General features: G+C 35.7%; 19 protein-coding genes. 11 read left to right on the top strand and 8 right to left on the bottom strand.

Features of this window, described 5'->3' with window-relative positions; genetic code table 11:
• Positions 1-144: 144 nt before the first annotated feature.
• Together FNW21_RS05840 and FNW21_RS05835 are read left to right on the top strand one after the other, a co-directional pair.
• Positions 145-804, top strand: a complete 660-nt coding sequence (locus FNW21_RS05840; RefSeq protein ID WP_144255804.1) for a response regulator transcription factor — start codon at positions 145-147, stop codon at positions 802-804.
• 17 nt (positions 805-821) lie between these two features.
• The gene (locus FNW21_RS05835) at positions 822-2,513 is read left to right on the top strand and encodes a tetratricopeptide repeat-containing sensor histidine kinase (RefSeq protein ID WP_144255803.1); all 1,692 of its coding nucleotides are present in this window, start codon (positions 822-824) and stop codon (positions 2,511-2,513) included.
• Between the two features lie 3 nt (positions 2,514-2,516).
• On the opposite strand, the gene FNW21_RS05830 is transcribed toward FNW21_RS05835, so the two are convergent.
• Positions 2,517-3,008: a metallophosphoesterase family protein gene (locus tag FNW21_RS05830; protein ID WP_144255802.1), complete on the bottom strand. Its 492-nt coding sequence runs from the start codon at positions 3,006-3,008 to the stop codon at positions 2,517-2,519.
• 412 nt (positions 3,009-3,420) lie between these two features.
• Here FNW21_RS05830 and truA point away from each other — a divergent pair, with 412 nt between their 5' ends.
• From truA to lpdA, 3 genes are all read left to right on the top strand, one after another.
• Positions 3,421-4,170 carry a tRNA pseudouridine(38-40) synthase TruA gene (gene truA / locus FNW21_RS05825; protein ID WP_144255801.1) on the top strand — a complete coding sequence of 250 codons (750 nt, stop codon included), beginning with the start codon at positions 3,421-3,423 and terminating at the stop codon, positions 4,168-4,170.
• A gap of 26 nt (positions 4,171-4,196) precedes the next feature.
• Positions 4,197-5,951 carry an ABC transporter ATP-binding protein gene (locus FNW21_RS05820; RefSeq protein WP_144255800.1) on the top strand — a complete coding sequence of 585 codons (1,755 nt, stop codon included), beginning with the start codon at positions 4,197-4,199 and terminating at the stop codon, positions 5,949-5,951.
• A gap of 162 nt (positions 5,952-6,113) precedes the next feature.
• Positions 6,114-7,502 carry a dihydrolipoyl dehydrogenase gene (lpdA, locus tag FNW21_RS05815; RefSeq protein ID WP_144255799.1) on the top strand — a complete coding sequence of 463 codons (1,389 nt, stop codon included), beginning with the start codon at positions 6,114-6,116 and terminating at the stop codon, positions 7,500-7,502.
• Between the two features lie 177 nt (positions 7,503-7,679).
• On the opposite strand, the gene FNW21_RS05810 is transcribed toward lpdA, so the two are convergent.
• Both FNW21_RS05810 and FNW21_RS05805 read right to left on the bottom strand, forming a co-directional pair.
• Complete coding sequence (locus FNW21_RS05810) at positions 7,680-8,030, bottom strand: helix-turn-helix domain-containing protein (protein WP_221932050.1); 351 nt, start codon at positions 8,028-8,030, stop codon at positions 7,680-7,682.
• Between the two features lie 11 nt (positions 8,031-8,041).
• Positions 8,042-8,362, bottom strand: a complete 321-nt coding sequence (locus FNW21_RS05805; protein WP_144255797.1) for a type II toxin-antitoxin system HigB family toxin — start codon at positions 8,360-8,362, stop codon at positions 8,042-8,044.
• A gap of 153 nt (positions 8,363-8,515) precedes the next feature.
• On the opposite strand from FNW21_RS05805, the gene cysK reads away from it, so the two are divergent.
• Positions 8,516-9,430, top strand: a complete 915-nt coding sequence (gene cysK / locus FNW21_RS05800; protein ID WP_144255796.1) for a cysteine synthase A — start codon at positions 8,516-8,518, stop codon at positions 9,428-9,430.
• Positions 9,431-9,491: 61 nt separating this feature from the next.
• On the opposite strand, the gene FNW21_RS05795 is transcribed toward cysK, so the two are convergent.
• Both FNW21_RS05795 and FNW21_RS05790 read right to left on the bottom strand, forming a co-directional pair.
• Positions 9,492-10,613, bottom strand: coding sequence for a cysteine desulfurase family protein (locus FNW21_RS05795; RefSeq protein WP_144255795.1), 1,122 nt, complete (start codon positions 10,611-10,613; stop codon positions 9,492-9,494).
• A 9-nt stretch (positions 10,614-10,622) separates the two neighbouring features.
• The gene (locus FNW21_RS05790; RefSeq protein ID WP_144255794.1) at positions 10,623-11,543 is read right to left on the bottom strand and encodes an EamA family transporter; all 921 of its coding nucleotides are present in this window, start codon (positions 11,541-11,543) and stop codon (positions 10,623-10,625) included.
• Positions 11,544-11,711: 168 nt separating this feature from the next.
• Between FNW21_RS05790 and FNW21_RS05785 the strand changes: the two genes are divergently transcribed.
• The gene (locus tag FNW21_RS05785; RefSeq protein WP_144255793.1) at positions 11,712-12,656 is read left to right on the top strand and encodes a hypothetical protein; all 945 of its coding nucleotides are present in this window, start codon (positions 11,712-11,714) and stop codon (positions 12,654-12,656) included.
• Between the two features lie 75 nt (positions 12,657-12,731).
• Here the strand turns inward: FNW21_RS05785 and FNW21_RS05780 are convergent, their stop codons facing one another.
• Positions 12,732-13,280, bottom strand: coding sequence for a Smr/MutS family protein (locus FNW21_RS05780; protein ID WP_144255901.1), 549 nt, complete (start codon positions 13,278-13,280; stop codon positions 12,732-12,734).
• A complete protein-coding gene (locus tag FNW21_RS05775) occupies positions 13,270-13,455 on the bottom strand; it encodes a hypothetical protein (RefSeq protein ID WP_144255792.1) in 186 nt (61 codons plus the stop codon). The genes FNW21_RS05780 and FNW21_RS05775 overlap by 11 nt, the downstream gene beginning before the upstream one ends.
• 158 nt (positions 13,456-13,613) lie before the next feature.
• Here FNW21_RS05775 and FNW21_RS05770 point away from each other — a divergent pair, with 158 nt between their 5' ends.
• Positions 13,614-13,895 (top strand): DUF2752 domain-containing protein, encoded by a 282-nt coding sequence (locus FNW21_RS05770; RefSeq protein WP_185963892.1) that lies wholly within the window; start codon positions 13,614-13,616, stop codon positions 13,893-13,895.
• A 233-nt stretch (positions 13,896-14,128) separates the two neighbouring features.
• Here the strand turns inward: FNW21_RS05770 and FNW21_RS05765 are convergent, their stop codons facing one another.
• Positions 14,129-14,479, bottom strand: coding sequence for a 4Fe-4S dicluster domain-containing protein (locus FNW21_RS05765; protein WP_144255791.1), 351 nt, complete (start codon positions 14,477-14,479; stop codon positions 14,129-14,131).
• Positions 14,480-14,608: 129 nt separating this feature from the next.
• Between FNW21_RS05765 and FNW21_RS05760 the strand changes: the two genes are divergently transcribed.
• The 3 genes from FNW21_RS05760 (at position 14,609) to FNW21_RS05750 (ending at position 17,930) form a co-directional block, all read left to right on the top strand.
• The gene (locus FNW21_RS05760) at positions 14,609-15,700 is read left to right on the top strand and encodes an acyl-CoA reductase (protein WP_144255790.1); all 1,092 of its coding nucleotides are present in this window, start codon (positions 14,609-14,611) and stop codon (positions 15,698-15,700) included.
• 91 nt (positions 15,701-15,791) lie between these two features.
• The gene (serC, locus tag FNW21_RS05755) at positions 15,792-16,862 is read left to right on the top strand and encodes a 3-phosphoserine/phosphohydroxythreonine transaminase (protein WP_144255789.1); all 1,071 of its coding nucleotides are present in this window, start codon (positions 15,792-15,794) and stop codon (positions 16,860-16,862) included.
• A gap of 117 nt (positions 16,863-16,979) precedes the next feature.
• Positions 16,980-17,930, top strand: a complete 951-nt coding sequence (locus FNW21_RS05750) for a D-2-hydroxyacid dehydrogenase (RefSeq protein WP_144255788.1) — start codon at positions 16,980-16,982, stop codon at positions 17,928-17,930.
• The last annotated feature ends 17 nt before the right edge of the window (positions 17,931-17,947 follow it).

The following is a 17,947-nucleotide window of genomic DNA, read 5'->3' as shown; positions in this document are numbered from 1 at the left end:
GGAAACCCGAATGTAACAGTTCGGGTTTTTTTGTGTCCTGAAAAGAAGCGATTTAGGCTTTTTTCTTTTTTAGAATAAAAAAAATCTTATAAATACTGAATTATTTTTTATAAATTTGAAAATAGTTATCCCCCAAATAAACCTATGAATCCTATTAAAATCCATTTGGCAGATGACCATCAAATTTTAATTGATGGTATTGAAAATTTGCTGAAAACAATTTCACATTTTGAAGTTGTAGGTACCTCCTTAAACGGAAGTACCATTTATGACGAAGTAACCCACAATGCCGCCGAAATTCTTGTTTTAGACATTAGTATGCCTGAAAAAGATGGTATCGAGGTACTCAAAGAATTTGCTCAAAAAGGCTTTCCCTGCAAAGTCATTATTTTATCCAGTTATGATGATTTAAAACTCGTTAATGAAGTTATGAAACTAGGTGCTAGTGGTTATTTGACCAAGCAATGTGCTGGCGAAAACATCATCGAAGCCATACAAGTTGTTTGGCATGGCCAAGAGTATTTTTGTGAAAATATTCGAGAGAAATTATTTCAAAATGCCACCAAAAATATAGCCAAATTAACCAGCGAGAAAAAGAAATCGAAAATACAATTATCAGATCGAGAAATCGAAATTATAATCCTAATTTCGTTAGAATACAGCGGAAAAGAAATTAGTGATAAACTCTACATTAGCATGAATACTGTAGAATCCCATCGCAAAAATATCATGAAAAAAATAGGTGCCAAAAACTCGATTAGTATTGTCAAATATGCTTTGAAAAATAATTTATTGAAACCCTAAACCGTTTTTAAGTAGCGATGTCCAACATTCAAGTCCTTATAATACTGCTTTTTATAAGTTTAGCAACCAATCAAAGCATTGCTCAAAAAAACACGCTTACTAAAAACGAAATTACCCAACTTGCTCACAACGCCAATGCGAACATGAAAGCTGGAAATTTTGAAAAATCATTACTCGAATCCCGATTAGCCCTAAAATATGCTATTGCTGCAAAAGATAATAATGGAATCGCTTCCTGCTACAATACCATTGCCGCCAATTTTGATGAATTGGCCGAATTTGACAAAGCTTTTTATTTTTATAAAAAAGGGCTTTTGTACGCCAATAAAACAAATAATACAATACTTAAAAACTGGATTAACAACAATTTAGGCAATATTTATTGTTTTGACAAAAAGCAATACGAAAAAGGAATTTACTACTATAAAAAATCATTGGGCTACAGCAGGGAAATGAAGGATTCCAGTCAAATGGTCTTTACCAAACTTAATATTACATGGGCTTATTTTGATATTGGTGAGTTTCAAAATGGATTACCCTATCTAAATTTTATCAATAAACACCATCAAAATTATGGAGGTGAATCGACAATTGTGGCTTTAAATATGCTCAATGGCATGTATTATAGCTATAAAAATGAGACTAAAAAGGCTGTCTTTTATTTTGAAAAAGCCATAGAATTAGGAAACAAAGGAAATGAAAAATCAGACCTCTCCTATACGTATCAAGAATATTCGAAATTATTGTTTAAAACTGGAAATTTCAAATACGCCTATACCTGTTTGAACGCCTACAACACCATAACCGATGCGCTCAATACCGAAGAAAAACTAAAAAAAACCAATGTGGCGGGCATCAATCTCCAAATTGATGAATACAAAAGAGACATCGACAAAATAGCAACCGATTACAAAACCAAACAGCACGTACTCCTAGAAGAGCAATCCCGAAACAAAAAAATTGTAATCGTTGTCATTAGTTTATTGTTGACCCTTTTTGTGCTTTTTTACTTTTTTACACAAAATAAACAGCTCAAACAAAAAAATAAAATCAAGGATATACAAAGTAAAATCCAGCAAAATATCATAAACGCCTCGATAGACGGACAAGAATTGGAGCGAAAAAAAATAGCAGCTTTTTTGCACGACAATATAAGTGCTTTACTATCCTCGGCGGGCTTACACTTAAATGTTTTTACCTCCTCCAGCCATACTCCAAGCGAAGAAATCCTAAAAACAAAATATATTTTATCCGAAGCGCATCTCAAAATACGCGATTTATCCCATGAATTAATGCCAGCGCTTTTGGTGCGTTTTGGGCTGTTATTTGCCTTGGATGATTTATGCGAAAAAAACTCGAATTCAAGAATAACCTTTGAGTTCCATAATTCAATCCCCATTAAAAAACGATATCCCGAAAAGTTAGAAATGAAAGTTTATTTCATCATCTCGGAACTGTTAAACAACATTATCAAACACAGTAAAGCCAGTAAATCCATTTGTCGCATCGACGAAAAAGGGGCTAAATTACACATTATCATAACCGATAACGGCAAAGGTTTTGATACTAAAAAATTTCATGTCGTTGAAGGTTTTGGACTCAACCAAGTTCGGGCAAGAATAAAAAATATGGAGGGTGAGTTTAGTGTGATTTCAAAAATAAATTACGGAACAACTGTCGAATTACTAATTCCAATAAACGATATATAAGCGTTATTTTTTTATTTCAATAATTTCAAGATCCTTTATTTTATCCCCTTCCACCACAAAGCGCAACATGGTTCGCACTTGATGAAAACCACTTTTTCCTGCCGCACCCGGATTCATGTGCAAGAAATTATGCGTTTTGTCAAATAGTACTTTTAGAATATGCGAATGCCCACAAATGAACAATTTTGGTGGATTCAATCGCATTTCCTCCTTAATATTTGGGTTGTATTTTCCGGGATACCCACCAATATGTGTGATCCAAACAGCAACATCCTCGCAAACAAACCGGTTGTGTAGGGGGAATTCCATTCGGGCTTTAGCATCATCGATATTGCCATAAACGCAACGCAAAGGCTTCAATGCTTTTATGGAATCTGTCACTACCAAATCGCCAATATCGCCCGCATGCCAGACCTCATCAGCCCAAGCGACATATTTCAAAATAGTCTCATCAATATGACTGTGCGTATCCGAAAGCAAAAGTATTTTTTTCATGTTGTATCGCCACAAAGGCACTAATTTACAAAGTTTACGGCTTGTTTTTTGCCTCAAAGACTCCAAGTCGCAAAGTTATTATTTAAGATGGAAAATTGGCAATTTTAGAATTTAGATTTATGATATAAGTAAGTCGAAAGTTTAAAAGTCGTAAAGTCAAAAGAAGCAACATTGTCAATAATAGCTCAAAGTCAATTTGTTACTTCATTTTGTCTGATTTTTAAAACACTACATTATACGATGATTGTTATTTAATTTATGGCAACTTTAAAACAGATCTAGTTTCAAACGACAAACATTCTTTGTAAATTTGCCATTCAAAATGTGTAATTTGACTTTTTTCAGAATAATCTGAAATCTGACACGAGCGATAGCAAACTGACGAAGTAAATCTAAATTCTGAAATCTAATCTTGAGGTATTTTATAAAACTAGCATACAACGGAACCCATTATCACGGATGGCAATACCAACCCAACGCATCGTCTGTTCAGGAAACGTTGAACAAGGCGCTATCAGTTGTGTTGAATACGGACATTACTATTATGGGTGCAGGACGCACAGATACTGGTGTTCACGCCAAAGAAATGTATGCCCATTTTGATTTTGAGACCCTAATAAACAGTCCAACTTTAGTTCACAAACTCAATTCCTATTTGACCAAAGACGTGGTGGTCTATGCAATCATTCCCGTTCATGATGATGCGCATGCTCGTTTTGATGCCCAGAAACGCACCTACGAATACCACATCAATACTTTTAAAGACGCTTTTTTGCAAGACGGAAGCTGGTATTTTCATCAAAAACTAGATTTGGATTTGATGAATGAAGCGTCTCAAATATTGTTTAATCATATTGATTTTCAATGTTTTTCGAAAGTAAATACCGATGTCAACACTTTTGATTGTACTATTTTCAAAGCACATTGGACTCGAGGTACTAACAATCAAGAAAATACGCAAATTGTATTTACCATTTCGGCTAATCGTTTCCTGCGCAATATGGTTCGCGCCATTGTGGGCACCCTTATAAACGTTGGGTTACACAAAATCACCGTAGCTGATTTCAACGAAATTATTATAAATAAAAACCGAGACAAAGCTGGATTTTCGGTTCCTGCTCACGGTTTGTATTTGACCCAAATTGATTATGATTATTTGTAAAAAAAGCTAAAATCTGAAATTCTATAATGAAAGCAAAAGCATTTGACACTCGATTATTCAAACGGATTTTAAAATACACCAAACCCTATCAATGGCGGTTTAATGGTGTGATTATTTTTGCGATTTCGCTATCTATTTTTGCCGCTTTACGTCCGTATTTGCTCAAAGAAACCGTTGATGGCTATATCAAAACGCAAGACCAATTGGGACTTTTGCACTATGTTAGCATCATGGGAATTGTATTGTTGTGCGAAGTATTTTCGCAATTTTATTTTGTTTTTTGGGCCAATTGGCTCGGACAAGATATTGTAAAAGACATCCGGATAAAATTATTTCATCATTTGTTATCCTTCCGGATGAAATATTTTGATTTGGTTCCTGTGGGTCAAGTGGTAACCCGCTGCGTTTCGGATATTGAGGCCATCGCCCGTATTTTTAGTCAAGGTTTATTCATGATTATTAGCGACTTGATGAAAATGCTCGTTGTCCTTTTATTTATGTTTTATATGAACTGGAGACTCACTTGGATTGTAATTGTTTCCATGCCTATATTAGTATTTTTTACTCGGGTTTTTCAAAAGAAAATGCAAGTCGCTTTTGAGGAAGTGCGCACCCAAATTGCCAATATGAATAGTTTTGTACAAGAACGCGTTACGGGCATGAAAATCGTTCAATTATTCCACAGAGAAGATACGGAATACGAAAAATTCAAAGACATCAATGACAAGCACAATCGGGCGTGGATAAAAACCATTCTTTACAATTCCATTTTCTTTCCAATTGCCGATATTATTTCCTCCTTAACCCTTGGTTTTATTGTATTGTATGGCGGTATAAAAATTTTGAACGGAGACCATTTCACCACTTTTGGCGATTTATTTTCCTATACCATGTTTATTGGTATGTTGTTCAATCCATTGCGTCAAATTGCCGATAAATTCAACGAAATGCAACTAGGGATGATTGCTGCTAATCGGGTTTTTGATATTCTGGACACCCAAGACCAAATTCAAGATACAGGAACAATTACAGCTCCTGTTTTTAAAGGAGATATCCGTTTTGAAGGTGTTCGGTTTGGCTATATTCCCGAAGAGGAAGTTATAAAAGGAATCGATTTAGATGTAAAAGCAGGACAAACAGTAGCCATTGTTGGTGCTACAGGAGCAGGAAAATCAACGATTATTAATTTGTTAAATCGTTTTTACGAAATCAATAGCGGTTCGATATTCATAGACAACCACAACATCGAAAATTACACTTTAAGTTCCTTGCGCCTGCAAATTGCTGTCGTCTTGCAAGATGTTTTCCTATTTGCCGATACCATTTTTCACAACATTACCCTTCATAATCCAAAGATAACTCGCGAGCACGTTTTGGCAGCAGCCAAAAAAATAGGAGTTCATAATTTTATAATGAGTTTACCTGATAATTATGACTTTGATGTCAAAGAACGGGGCGTCATGTTATCCTCTGGGCAACGCCAATTAATTGCTTTTTTGCGAGCATATGTTAGCAATCCCAGTATTTTAATTCTGGACGAAGCCACCTCCTCAATCGATACCTATTCCGAGGAATTGATGCAACGCGCTACCGAAACCATTACCAAAGGACGTACCTCGATTGTTATTGCACATCGACTGGCAACCATTGTCAATGCTGATAAAATTGTAGTTATGGATAAAGGATTGATTGTAGAACAAGGCACGCATCAGGAATTAATCAATCGAGAACAAGGGTATTATAAAAACTTATACGACTCCCAGTTTTTGGTTGCAAATTGATTTGTTCCATTTTAAACAAAATAAAAAAAGAAGGCGCCTTTTTTTGATACTAGGATACTTTCTTAAAACAGAATAAATCCTTATTTTTGCAACCGAATAAATAACGCACTATTGAATTGTCTTTTTTGATAATTTAACATACTAATTAAATAAACACGAAAAATGAAATACGATATTATAGTTTTAGGAAGTGGTCCAGGAGGATATGTTACTGCAATTAGAGCCTCACAATTGGGTTTTAAAGTAGCCGTTATTGAGAAAGAAAATTTAGGGGGTGTGTGTTTGAACTGGGGGTGTATCCCTACAAAAGCATTGTTGAAATCAGCCCAAGTTTTTGATTATTTAAAACATGCTTCGGATTATGGATTGACCGTTTCCTCTTTCGATAAAGATTTTCCAGCAGTAGTACAACGCAGTCGTGGTGTTGCCGAGGGAATGAGTAAAGGAGTGCAATTCTTGATGAAAAAAAATAAAATCGACGTTATTGATGGTTTTGGAAAATTAAAACCAGCCAAAAAAGTAGACGTTACAGATAAAGAAGGAAAAACTACCGAATACAGCGCAGACCACATCATCATTGCCACAGGAGCTCGCTCTCGTGAATTGCCTAACTTGCCACAAGATGGCGTAAAAGTAATAGGATACCGCCAAGCTATGACCTTGCCTACTCAACCTAAATCAATGATAATTGTAGGTTCGGGAGCAATTGGAGTAGAGTTTGCACACTTTTATAACTCCATGGGAACGGATGTAACAATTGTAGAATTCATGCCTAATATTGTTCCCGTTGAAGACGAAGACATTTCGAAACAAATGGAACGTTCTATGAAAAAAGCAGGTGTCAAAATTATGACCAACTCGTCTGTAGAAAAAATTGATACTACAGGTGCTGGTGTAAAAGCATATGTAAAAACAGCCAAAGGAGAGGAAATCTTGGAAGCTGATATTTTACTTTCGGCAGTTGGGATTAAAACCAACATTGAAAACATAGGGTTAGAAGAAGTAGGAATCGCCACCGATAGAGATAAAATTTTGGTCAATGCCTACAACCAAACCAATATTCCTGGATATTACGCCATTGGGGATGTAACTCCTGGACAAGCCTTGGCTCACGTAGCCTCTGCCGAAGGGATTAATTGTGTAGAGAAAATTGCAGGATTGCACGTAGAACCTATTGATTACGGAAATGTTCCTGGTTGTACTTATGCCACTCCAGAAATTGCCTCGGTAGGATTAACCGAAAAACAAGCTAGAGAAAAAGGATACGACTTAAAAATTGGTAAATTCCCATTCTCTGCTTCTGGAAAAGCCAAAGCTTCTGGAACTCCTGATGGCTTTGTGAAAGTAATTTTTGATGCCAAATACGGCGAATGGTTGGGTTGTCACATGATAGGCGCTGGTGTTACGGATATGATTGCCGAAGCAGTTGTAGCTCGTAAACTAGAAACTACTGGTCACGAAATCCTTAAATCAATCCACCCACACCCAACTATGAGTGAAGCGGTTATGGAAGCTGTGGCTGATGCGTATGGCGAAGTGATTCACTTGTAGATTGCTGATTAGAATAAAAATTTTAGATTATATAGAAATCCGTTTTGTGAAAGCAAAGCGGATTTTTTTTGTTTTGAAATTATTTTTTTTGCAGTATAAATAAGCTATATTTAATTCAGTTACAAATTTCAGTTTTTATAAATAACTAATACATCAAAAACTACATTCCTCCTACCCCTAACCCAAAAAAACTTCCGCAGGAATACTAAAATAACGCTTTAGTTTTTGTGCCATTTTCAACGTGATTTCGCGCTTGCCAGAAAGAATGGCGGAAACATGTCCTTTGCTCCCAATTATAGGTTCCAGGTCTTTGGATTTCATACCCAATTCCTGCATTTTGTATTTTATTACCTCCAAAACGTCCAATTCAGGTAATTGATACTGTTTATCATCATAATCCTTTACTAAAACGAGTAATAAATCCAACTCCTCACTTTCGGGTGTGTTTAGTTGTGCGTGGAATATTTCCATTAATCGCATAGCTGCTTTATTGTAGTCATCGTCGGTTTTCAATACTTTCCAGTTCATAGGGTTCATTATTAATAGTTTAAAATTTCGGTATCAAAAACAACCGTCTCTATATTGATCTTATCATATTCTTTGTGTGTTCCAAACCAGATTACATAACATGCAGCTTGCAAGAAATTCATGGAAACCACTAGTTGAAAATCATTTCCTTTGATATCAAAAACAACTCTTTCGCTGTTTACAATACTTGCATTGCCATAAACACGTTTGAGTTCATTAAAATTATGAAAATCTAACTTTGAGAATTCTATACACCAAATCAACAATGGCGTTTTGGCAATTGGATATTTTTCGACGTAAAATAAAATTGTTTTCTTTACCAAGATTTTCATTTGACAAAAATACACGAAAGTTTTCAATTTGCAAACTATTGTAATTGTATGTTTTATAAAAATCCAAATTTTTAAAAAATTATTAACACCCTTTCTTTTTGTAAATTCCCAATTCTGAACTACATTTACTAGCAATATAAAACTTTCATCAAGATGCTATACAACAATATATTAGAAACGATTGGTCAAACGCCACACGTAAAAATCAACAAACTATTTGGAGCTAACAAAAACGTTTGGATAAAACTAGAAAGAGCCAATCCAGGTGCTAGCATTAAGGATAGAATTGCATTGGCAATGATTGACGATGCCGAGCAAAAAGGATTGTTGCAAAAAAACAGCACTATTATAGAGGCTACCTCTGGCAACACTGGTATTGGATTAGCCATGGTGGCGGCCGTAAAAGGCTACCGTTTGATATTGGTTATGCCAGAATCCATGTCTGTAGAAAGACGCCGATTAATGTCTATTTATGGCGCCGAATTTGTCTTGACACCTCGCGAAAAAGGAATGAAAGGTGCTATCGAGAAAGCGAAAGAATTGACTCTCGAAATTCCTAATGCGTGGTCTCCATTACAGTTTGAAAATCCAGCCAATATCGAAATTCACAAAACAACTACTGCCCAAGAAATCATAACGGCATTCCCTGATGGTTTGGATTATTTGATCACTGGCGTTGGAACTGGCGGACACATTACTGGTTGCGCCGAGATTTTGAAAGCCCAATTCCCGAATCTAAAAGTTTTTGCCGTTGAGCCAGAAGCATCGCCTGTATTAAGCGGAGGTTCGCCTGCACCCCACCCTATTCAAGGCATTGGTGCTGGTTTTATACCTACTAACTTACATACTAATGTGCTTGATGGCGTAATCAAAGTTAGCAAAGAAGAAGCTTTTGAGTACACACAAAGAGCAGCCAAAGAGGAAGGAATTCTTCTGGGTATTTCCTCGGGGGCATCGCTTGCTGCTGTCGCAAAAAAGCTTTTGGAAATTCCTAGTGATTCCAAAGTACTTACTTTTTGTTACGATACTGGCGAACGCTATTTAAGCATCGAAGGTCTTTTTGAATAAAAAAATTAGTATTTCAAAAAATTAAAAATCCGTCTTTATCTCGTAAAGATGGATTTTTTTATTACATGGTTTTCAAACTTTCGACCAACCAATCAATATCGGCTTTGGTATTGTAATGGCTAAAAGAAATGCGCAAACTAGGTTTTTTCAAATCTGCGTCAGAAAGTATTTCGGCCAAAACATGCGAGGGTTTACTACTCCCCGACTGGCAAGCGCTACCTCTAGAAACTGCAATGCCTTTCATATCCAAATGAAACAAAAGCATTGCCGTTTTATCCTCTGAAAAAGGCAATTGAACATTCAAAATAGTATTAAAAGCATCGGCTCCGTTTATTTTTATATCTAAAAAATGAAGCTGCAACTGCTCGATACAATACTGCTTTAGCCCTGAAATCAAAGTCGTTTCTTCCTCTAAATTAGCGTATGAAATTGTTAATGCTTTTGCCATCCCCGCAATTTGATGGACTGGCTCGGTTCCGGCACGCAAGCCTTTTTCTTGTTCGCCACCATAAAACAAGGGTTGCAATCCTGAATTTTTTCGAACAAAGGCAAAGCCAATTCCCTTTGGCCCATGAAATTTATGCGCACTTGCGACTATAAAATCAACGGATACCAACTCTAAATTCAGCCCCATTTTACCAATAGATTGCACCGTATCCGAATGAAATAAGGCATTGTGCTCCTTGCAAATGACCGCAACACCAGCAATATCTAGCAGCGTTCCTGTTTCGTTATTAAGGTGCATCAAACTCACTAACGTTTTCTTTTCCTGCGAAAGCAAGGCGACTAAATCCGTTTTATCGATAGTCCCATTAGGTTTTAAAGCAACATAATCAACTTGAATTCCGTACTCTTTTTGCAATGCCAAAACCGTATGCAAAACAGCATGATGCTCAATTTTACTCGTAATAATATGATCAATTTTCAAATCCTTAACCGCAGATCGAAGGATCCAGTTATTGGCTTCGGTGCCGCAAGACGTGAAAATTATTTCCGGCGCAGTACAGTGCAATGCTTTGGCAATACTTTTTCTGGAAAGTTCCAAAACGCTTTTGGCTTGTCGCCCCAAACTGTGCGTTGAGGAGGGATTTCCATACTCATTTGCCAAAACATCGGTCATTGTTTCCAGTACTTCAGGACGGATTTGAGTTGTCGATGCGTTATCAAGATATACTTTTTTCATGTTGCTATTTTATTTAGAATCGGCGATTTTAGGCGAAGCAATTTTGGTTTTATCCAAAAAAATTAGTTTTTTATTGAATATAATAATCGAGATTAAAATTAAGAAATAAGATCCAATTTGGAGTAGCGTTACTTTTTCGTTAAAATGAAAAATTGCCAATGAAAAATTAATTATTGGATTGATATACATTAAAATTCCTACCGATGATGAGTTGATTCCTTTGAGCGCATATAAATTTAAAAACAAAGGAATGATGGTAAAAAAAACCACAATACACGACAAGCAAATGTAGAACAATCCCGCAGTAGGTATCGCTCCACTGTAGTTTGGGTAAAACGGAAGCAGTATTGCCGCGATAAACAACAATTGGATATTGAGTACTAAAAACTTGTCTAGTTCATGATTTTTACGCTGACTGACCAAATACAACGCATACGATGCGGCTACCACCAAGCTGTAAAAAATATCATGAAAATCATGGAGTGACAACAAGATACAACTAAAAGCACTGATACTTACAGCCAACCATTGCCAAGAACTTAACTTTTCTTTTAAAATAAAAAAAGCCAAAACAGTGGTCAAAATAGGACATATTAAATACGCCAAAGATCCCGCCTTAACACTCACGTGATTGACAACATAAATAAAAATAAACCAATTAGAAGCCAGAATACAACTCCCGCCTAAAGTCAGGAAAAAAACACTTTTTTTTCGTTCGGGTGCTAGAATTTTAAAGTAATTCCAATTGGTTAAAAGTACTTTTCGCCTAAAAATAATGTTGATGAACGACATCAAAAAAACACTAAAAAACACCCGATAAAATAAAATAGTTACCGAGGGATAACCCGATAACGGTTTTAAAGCCAAGCTAAAAAATCCCCAAATAAAGAATGCCGAGAAAGCGGCTAAATAATATTTTTTGCCTTTCATTTTGAATAATAAATCGGTACAAATGTACTCAATTAGCCTTTTTTAAGCCACTAGATTGGAATCTAAAACCTAAAAAAAGCATAAATATAGCCATGCTTGGGCTGATTTTGAAAAGGAATGCTTTTGAAACGAATTAAAAATTCTATTTTTGCTTAAAATAGTATAAGAATGAAACGATTGTTAAGTGTATTGCTTTTGGCGTTAATAGTAAACGGTTGCGATGATGGAAATTTAATTCTAGACACCATTAATTTTGATAAAGCGGAAGTTACTTCTTGTAGCAACGGACTCATTTACAAATTGAATGATAAGGAATCTCTTATTATAGATATTCCCACAACGACATTTGAAAACAAAACCAATTCTCAAGAAGTCTTTATTAGCACCAGCAATCGTGTAGTTTACCGTTTTTATAGTGGTGCGGTAGCTGCAGACAACATTTGCGAAACCATTCCGCCCGCAACTCCAAGTGTTATCGATCAATGGACAGCCAGTGCTGGCACCATTAAAATCAATACCACAGCTATAAAAACAACCAATACCACCACAAATAGTACCCGAATTACAGGTTACAATCACGCCATTAGTTTTGCTAACATTACTTTTGCAAAAAGCACTGGCAATCAAGTGTATGAAACATTCCCATTTGGTGATTACAAAACAACCATTTCGGCTTTGGCTTTTGGTTTCGATACTACTTTAGAACAATGTAGCACCTCAAAAGAAGTCTATAACTACAATAATAGCGAGGCATTGACACTAGCCATTGATCCCAATTTAATCAAAAACGAAATTACACCACTCGACAGTCCGCGAAAAGGAATTATTGGCGCAACGGTAAACAAGCTCATTTACCGCTTGTACACTAATGGAATCTTGACACCTAGTTATTTTTGTGGAACAACAATTCCATTGTTGCCTACTGTTAGCGAAGAGTGGGTTGCTGCCGCTGGCGTGACTGATGTAAGTGGTATTATAGAAGTGACCACCACTACAAATGCAAACGGATTTAAACATACTATTGTACTCAAAAAAGTAAAATTCAAAAATGGAACCGATGATTTTCTGCTAGGAGATACTTTTGCTTTTGGCGAATTATTGACAACCAATTAAGTCATTTGACTCCAAAAAAAAGCGGTACTTAAAATAAATCTTATTTTAAGTACCGCTTTTTTTTACTGACTTTTGCTATTTATTTTGTTTAATGTATACTTCTGTTGCTCCTTGACCATATTTTTGATAATTTCCATCTTGAAAAACCACGTTATCATAACGACCCAATAAAAAATCAAGTTCTGATTTTAGCACCCCTTCGCCCACTCCGTGTATAAATACGATTTTTGGAATGCGGTTTTTTATGGCAAATTCAATATGCCGTTTGGCCGTTTCTGACTGTAAGGTTAGAATATCATAATTTGACATACCTCGTTTGTTAGCCACCAATTTTTCGATGTGTAAATCGAATTCAGGAGCCGAAGTTTCATACTTTTCCTTGCGTTCTTTTACAAAGCTTCTTGGTTTGGGTTCTTCTTTTTCTTTGGTAATTTTATCAACATCTATTCTTCTAATAGTATCCATTAAATTACTGGTGTTGTTTACTTTGATCAGCTCATTGGCAGCAAAAGCCATTGTAAATCCATCCTCGGTTTCTATCGTTACTTGCGTGTCTTTGACCGAAAGTACAACGCCATTTATAGCCTCATCCAGCACCGAAACTTTATCTCCTTTATACAACATCATCGTCTTGTTTATCTTGATTTTTACTTGGTGTTTTACTACTCAACCGCATCATACCGTACATAAAAATGACGATAGCAACACACATGACATACACATTTTTAGTTGTTTTAGATTGCTCATAAAGCGCAACCAAAATAGCGGCAATCATAACTGGAATTAGTATTTTTTTCATTTGTATGGTTTTCAGATTTCAAAAGTAATGAAATAAAATAATTGCCTTCCACTATTTTTCAAACTGTTCCTGAAAAACATTTTTCTTTAATTCACAATCAAATACATTATCGTCAAAATGTGTCTTATTTTTTTGTAAAATTGTAAAAAATAAAAGCCATGAATTTCGACCCATACCTGCTTCCTTGTTTGAGCAAAACCCTCTTTGGTGTGGAGTGTTTGGGCTGTGGTTTTCAGCGCGCTTTTGTACTGGTTATAAAAGGTGATTTTGCAGCTGCTTTTCAAATGTATCCTGCAATTTACAGCAGTCTTTTATTCTTTGTGACACTAGCTTGGTATGTATTTGACAAAAGTACCTTCACAAAAAAATTGCTTTTGGCAACCGGAATTACCAATGGGATTTTTATGATTGCGGGGTACGCTTTCAAACATTTTTTATAAAATCATCGCCTTTTACATAGAATCAGACCAATACTGTTTATAAAATAGTAGGAGTTGTAAAAGTTTAGAATCAAAAGTTTGATTTGAATCAACTAGATACAAGAATCAAACAGTATAAAAAAAAGAGCCCGATAGAATATCGAGCTCATTACTATTCCAATTTAGTAGCAATTAGATTTCATTTTTGGGAAAGTCTAATTGAAATTTTTTAATATTTCAAACAGTTTTATTGACTATTCGTTATGTAAAAATGCTTGTCTATTCAACAATGTTTCTTCAGATTCTACATGATTTTCATCCGGAATACAACAGTCAACAGGACATACGGCAGCACATTGTGGCTCGTCATGAAATCCTTTACACTCGGTACATTTACCTGGAACAATGTAATACACTTCATCCGAAACTGGCGTTTGTGCAGCGTCTGAATCTACTTCGGTACCATCAGGTAAAATCACTTTTCCTTTTAATTTCGTTCCATCTTTATACCTCCAGTCATCGGCACCTTCATAAATTGCAGTATTTGGACATTCTGGTTCACATGCACCACAATTGATGCATTCATCGGTTATTATAATTGCCATGTTTTTAGGTTAGATGTTAGAAGTTACCCGTTAGAAGTGGCTACGCTTGCGCATTCACTTTTGACTTATAACTAATTAAAGCTTATTTTTGTGCAAAATTACAATCAAAACATTTCATAAACAAACATTATGACATTAGATACTAAAAAAAATGCTTTTATTGAGTTAGGGAAATTTTTAAGTCAATTTTCGGAAAAGGATACGATTAAAAAAAAGGATATTGTAGAAAATGATTTAGGACCGCTCAATCCGACTTTGTCTCAAGTGTTTTTTGAAGAATTCCAAAATCTAATCCATTTATCCCAATCACATAACGGCTGGTACACGCCCGAGCAAGTCTATTTTTCTGTTCAATCTTGGTCAGAAGCATTAACAGAGGATAACTTGAATCAATGGGTAGGAGCTTACGATTTAAGTGCCGTTCAGCCCAAAAATATAGCCTTGATTCTTGCTGGAAATATTCCATTAGTAGGGTTTCATGATTTTTTGTCGGTTTTAATTGCGGGACACAATGTATTGGTAAAAACATCCTCAAATGACCAGCATTTATTGCCTTTTTTATCCAAATGTATCATTGCAATCGAGCCTAAATTTGCTAATAAAATTACTTTTGTCGAGGGAAAACTCGAAAATTTTGATGCCGTTATTGCAACAGGCAGCAACAATAGCGCCCGTTATTTTGACTATTATTTCAAAGACAAACCCAGTATTATCAGGAAAAACAGGAATTCAATAGCGGTATTAAACGGTCAGGAAACTACGGAACAATTAGCTGCATTGGGCGAAGATATATTTCGGTATTTTGGTTTAGGATGCCGCAATGTTTCCAAAATTTTTGTACCAAAAGGCTATTCCTTTGTGCCTTTTTTTGAAGCTATTTTCAAGTACCAAGACGTGATTCATTATGAAAAATATGCTAATAATTACGATTACAACAAAGCGGTTTTCTTGATGAGTAATTTCAAATTATTAGACAATGGTTTTTTGACCCTAAAAGAAGATGCCAGCTATGGTTCACCCATTTCGAGTGTATTTTATGAATTTTATGAAAACCTGCCCGATTTGCAAACCCGATTACAATCCGAAGGCGAACAAATTCAATGTATTGTAAGTAATAACCTTGTCGAAAACAGTATTCCTTTTGGACAAACCCAACAGCCTAAATTAGGGGATTACGCCGATAACGTGGATACAATTCGTTTTTTAATAACAATAAAGTAAAAAGTTGTGTAATTATTTCGAATTATTTAACGCTTTTTAAAGTCCTATTGCCGAAATTTGCACTTTTAAAATTTTGTACACCAACTACACCATGAAAAAACACAACTACAGCGCAGGCCCTTGTATTTTACCACAAGAAGTTTTTGAAAAATCAGCACAAGCCATTTTGAATTTTAATGATTCGGGATTGTCTATTTTGGAAATATCGCACAGAAGCAAAGATTTTGTTGCTGTTATGGACGAAGCAAGAGCATTAGCAATTGAACTTTTAGGATTAGAAGGCAAAGGATACCAAGCACTTTTTCTAGCTGGCGGCGCTAGTTTAGAATTTTTGATGGCTCCTTATAATTTGATGAGAGAAGGTGGTAAAGCCGCTTATCTAGACACAGGAACATGGGCAAGTGCCGCTATAAAAGAAGCTAAATTTTTTGGCGATACCGTTATTGTAGCCTCTTCAAAAGAATCTAATTACAATCATATTCCAAAAGGATATGAAGTACCTAGCGATGCTGATTACTTTCACTGTACGAGCAACAATACTATTTTTGGTACTCAAATGAAGGAATTTCCAGCACTTGATATGCCAATTGTATGCGATATGAGTTCAGACATTTTTTCAAGAGTATTGGATTTTTCTAAATTTGATATTATTTATGCTGGTGCTCAAAAAAATATGGGCCCTGCAGGAACTACATTAGTGGTTATCAAAGAAGAAATTCTTGGTAAAAACGGACGTGTAATTCCAAGTATGTTGGATTATGCCAAACATATCAAAGCCGAAAGTATGTACAATACACCACCTGTTTTCCCAGTGTATGCCTCATTGTTGACATTACAATGGTTAAAAAACCTTGGCGGAATTGCTGCTATCGAGAAAATAAACAATGCCAAAGCTGAATTGCTTTACACAGAAATAGATAGAAATCCTTTGTTCAAAGGTGCTTCAGTGATGGAAGATCGATCTAATATGAATGCTACGTTCTTGTTAAATGACGAAGCACACGCACCAATATTTGATGCCCTATGGAAAGCGGCAGGAATTTCAGGATTGCCAGGACACCGTTCTGTAGGTGGTTATAGAGCGTCTATGTACAACGCACTTCCGTTAGAAAGTGTGCAGGTATTGGTTGATGTTATGCAAGCTTTGGAGAAAGCAATTTAAAATTAAAATATTGAAAGATTAAACGATTTGAAAAAATCAATTTTTAATCCAAATACTAAATAATCCAGATTGAATCTTTAAATTTTTAAATCATTCAATCTTTAAATAAAAAAAAGAATGAAAGTATTAGCAAACGACGGAATTTCTAAAAGTGGAATTCTAGCTCTAGAAAAAGGCGGATATGAAGTGATTACTACCAAAGTAGCACAAGAACAAGTGGCCAATTTTGTAAACGAAAATAACGTAAGCGTAGTTCTAGTGCGTAGTGCGACCAAAGTTCGTAAGGATATTATTGATGCGTGCCCGGGACTAAAAATTATTGGTCGTGGCGGTGTAGGTATGGATAATATTGATGTAGAATATGCCAAAAGCAAAGGAATTCAAGTAATTAATACGCCTGCTTCCTCATCAGAATCGGTGGCGGAATTGGTTTTTGGACATTTATTTTCTGGTGTTCGTTTCTTGCATGATTCCAATAGAAATATGCCATTAGAAGGGGATTCGAACTTTGATGGTTTGAAAAAAGCCTACGCTAACGGAACCGAATTAAGAGGAAAAACGCTTGGTATTGTTGGTATAGGCCGTATCGGTCAAGCCACAGCAAAAATGGCGCTTGGATTAGGAATGAAAGTGATTGCTGCGGATAGTTATATCCCACAAGTAGATGTAAAAGTGGTGTTTTTTGACGGACAATCCATTACTACTACTATCGTATCACAATCATTAGAATCTTTGTTTCAAGAAGCTGATTTTATCACCTTACACGTACCTGCTCAAGACGGTTACATTATAGGTGCCAAAGAATTAGAAACTATGAAAAATGGTGTAGGTATTGTAAACTGTGCTCGTGGTGGCGTTATTGATGAAATTGCTTTAATCGATGCTTTGGATAGTGGTAAAGTTGGTTTTGCAGGTTTAGACGTTTTTGAAAGCGAACCAAAACCAGAAATGAGAATTTTAATGCATGCTAAAATTTCGTTGACACCACATATTGGTGCTGCTACGGATGAAGCTCAAGATAGAATAGGTACAGAACTAGCTTCTCAAATTATTGGGATTTTAGGATAGTCCATTTATTTTAAAAA

Source organism: Flavobacterium restrictum, assembly GCF_007097245.1.
Taxonomy (GTDB): Bacteria; Bacteroidota; Bacteroidia; order Flavobacteriales; family Flavobacteriaceae; genus Flavobacterium; species Flavobacterium restrictum.
Note: the sequence above shows the minus strand (reverse complement) of the source record. Positions and strands in the feature narration are given on the sequence as shown.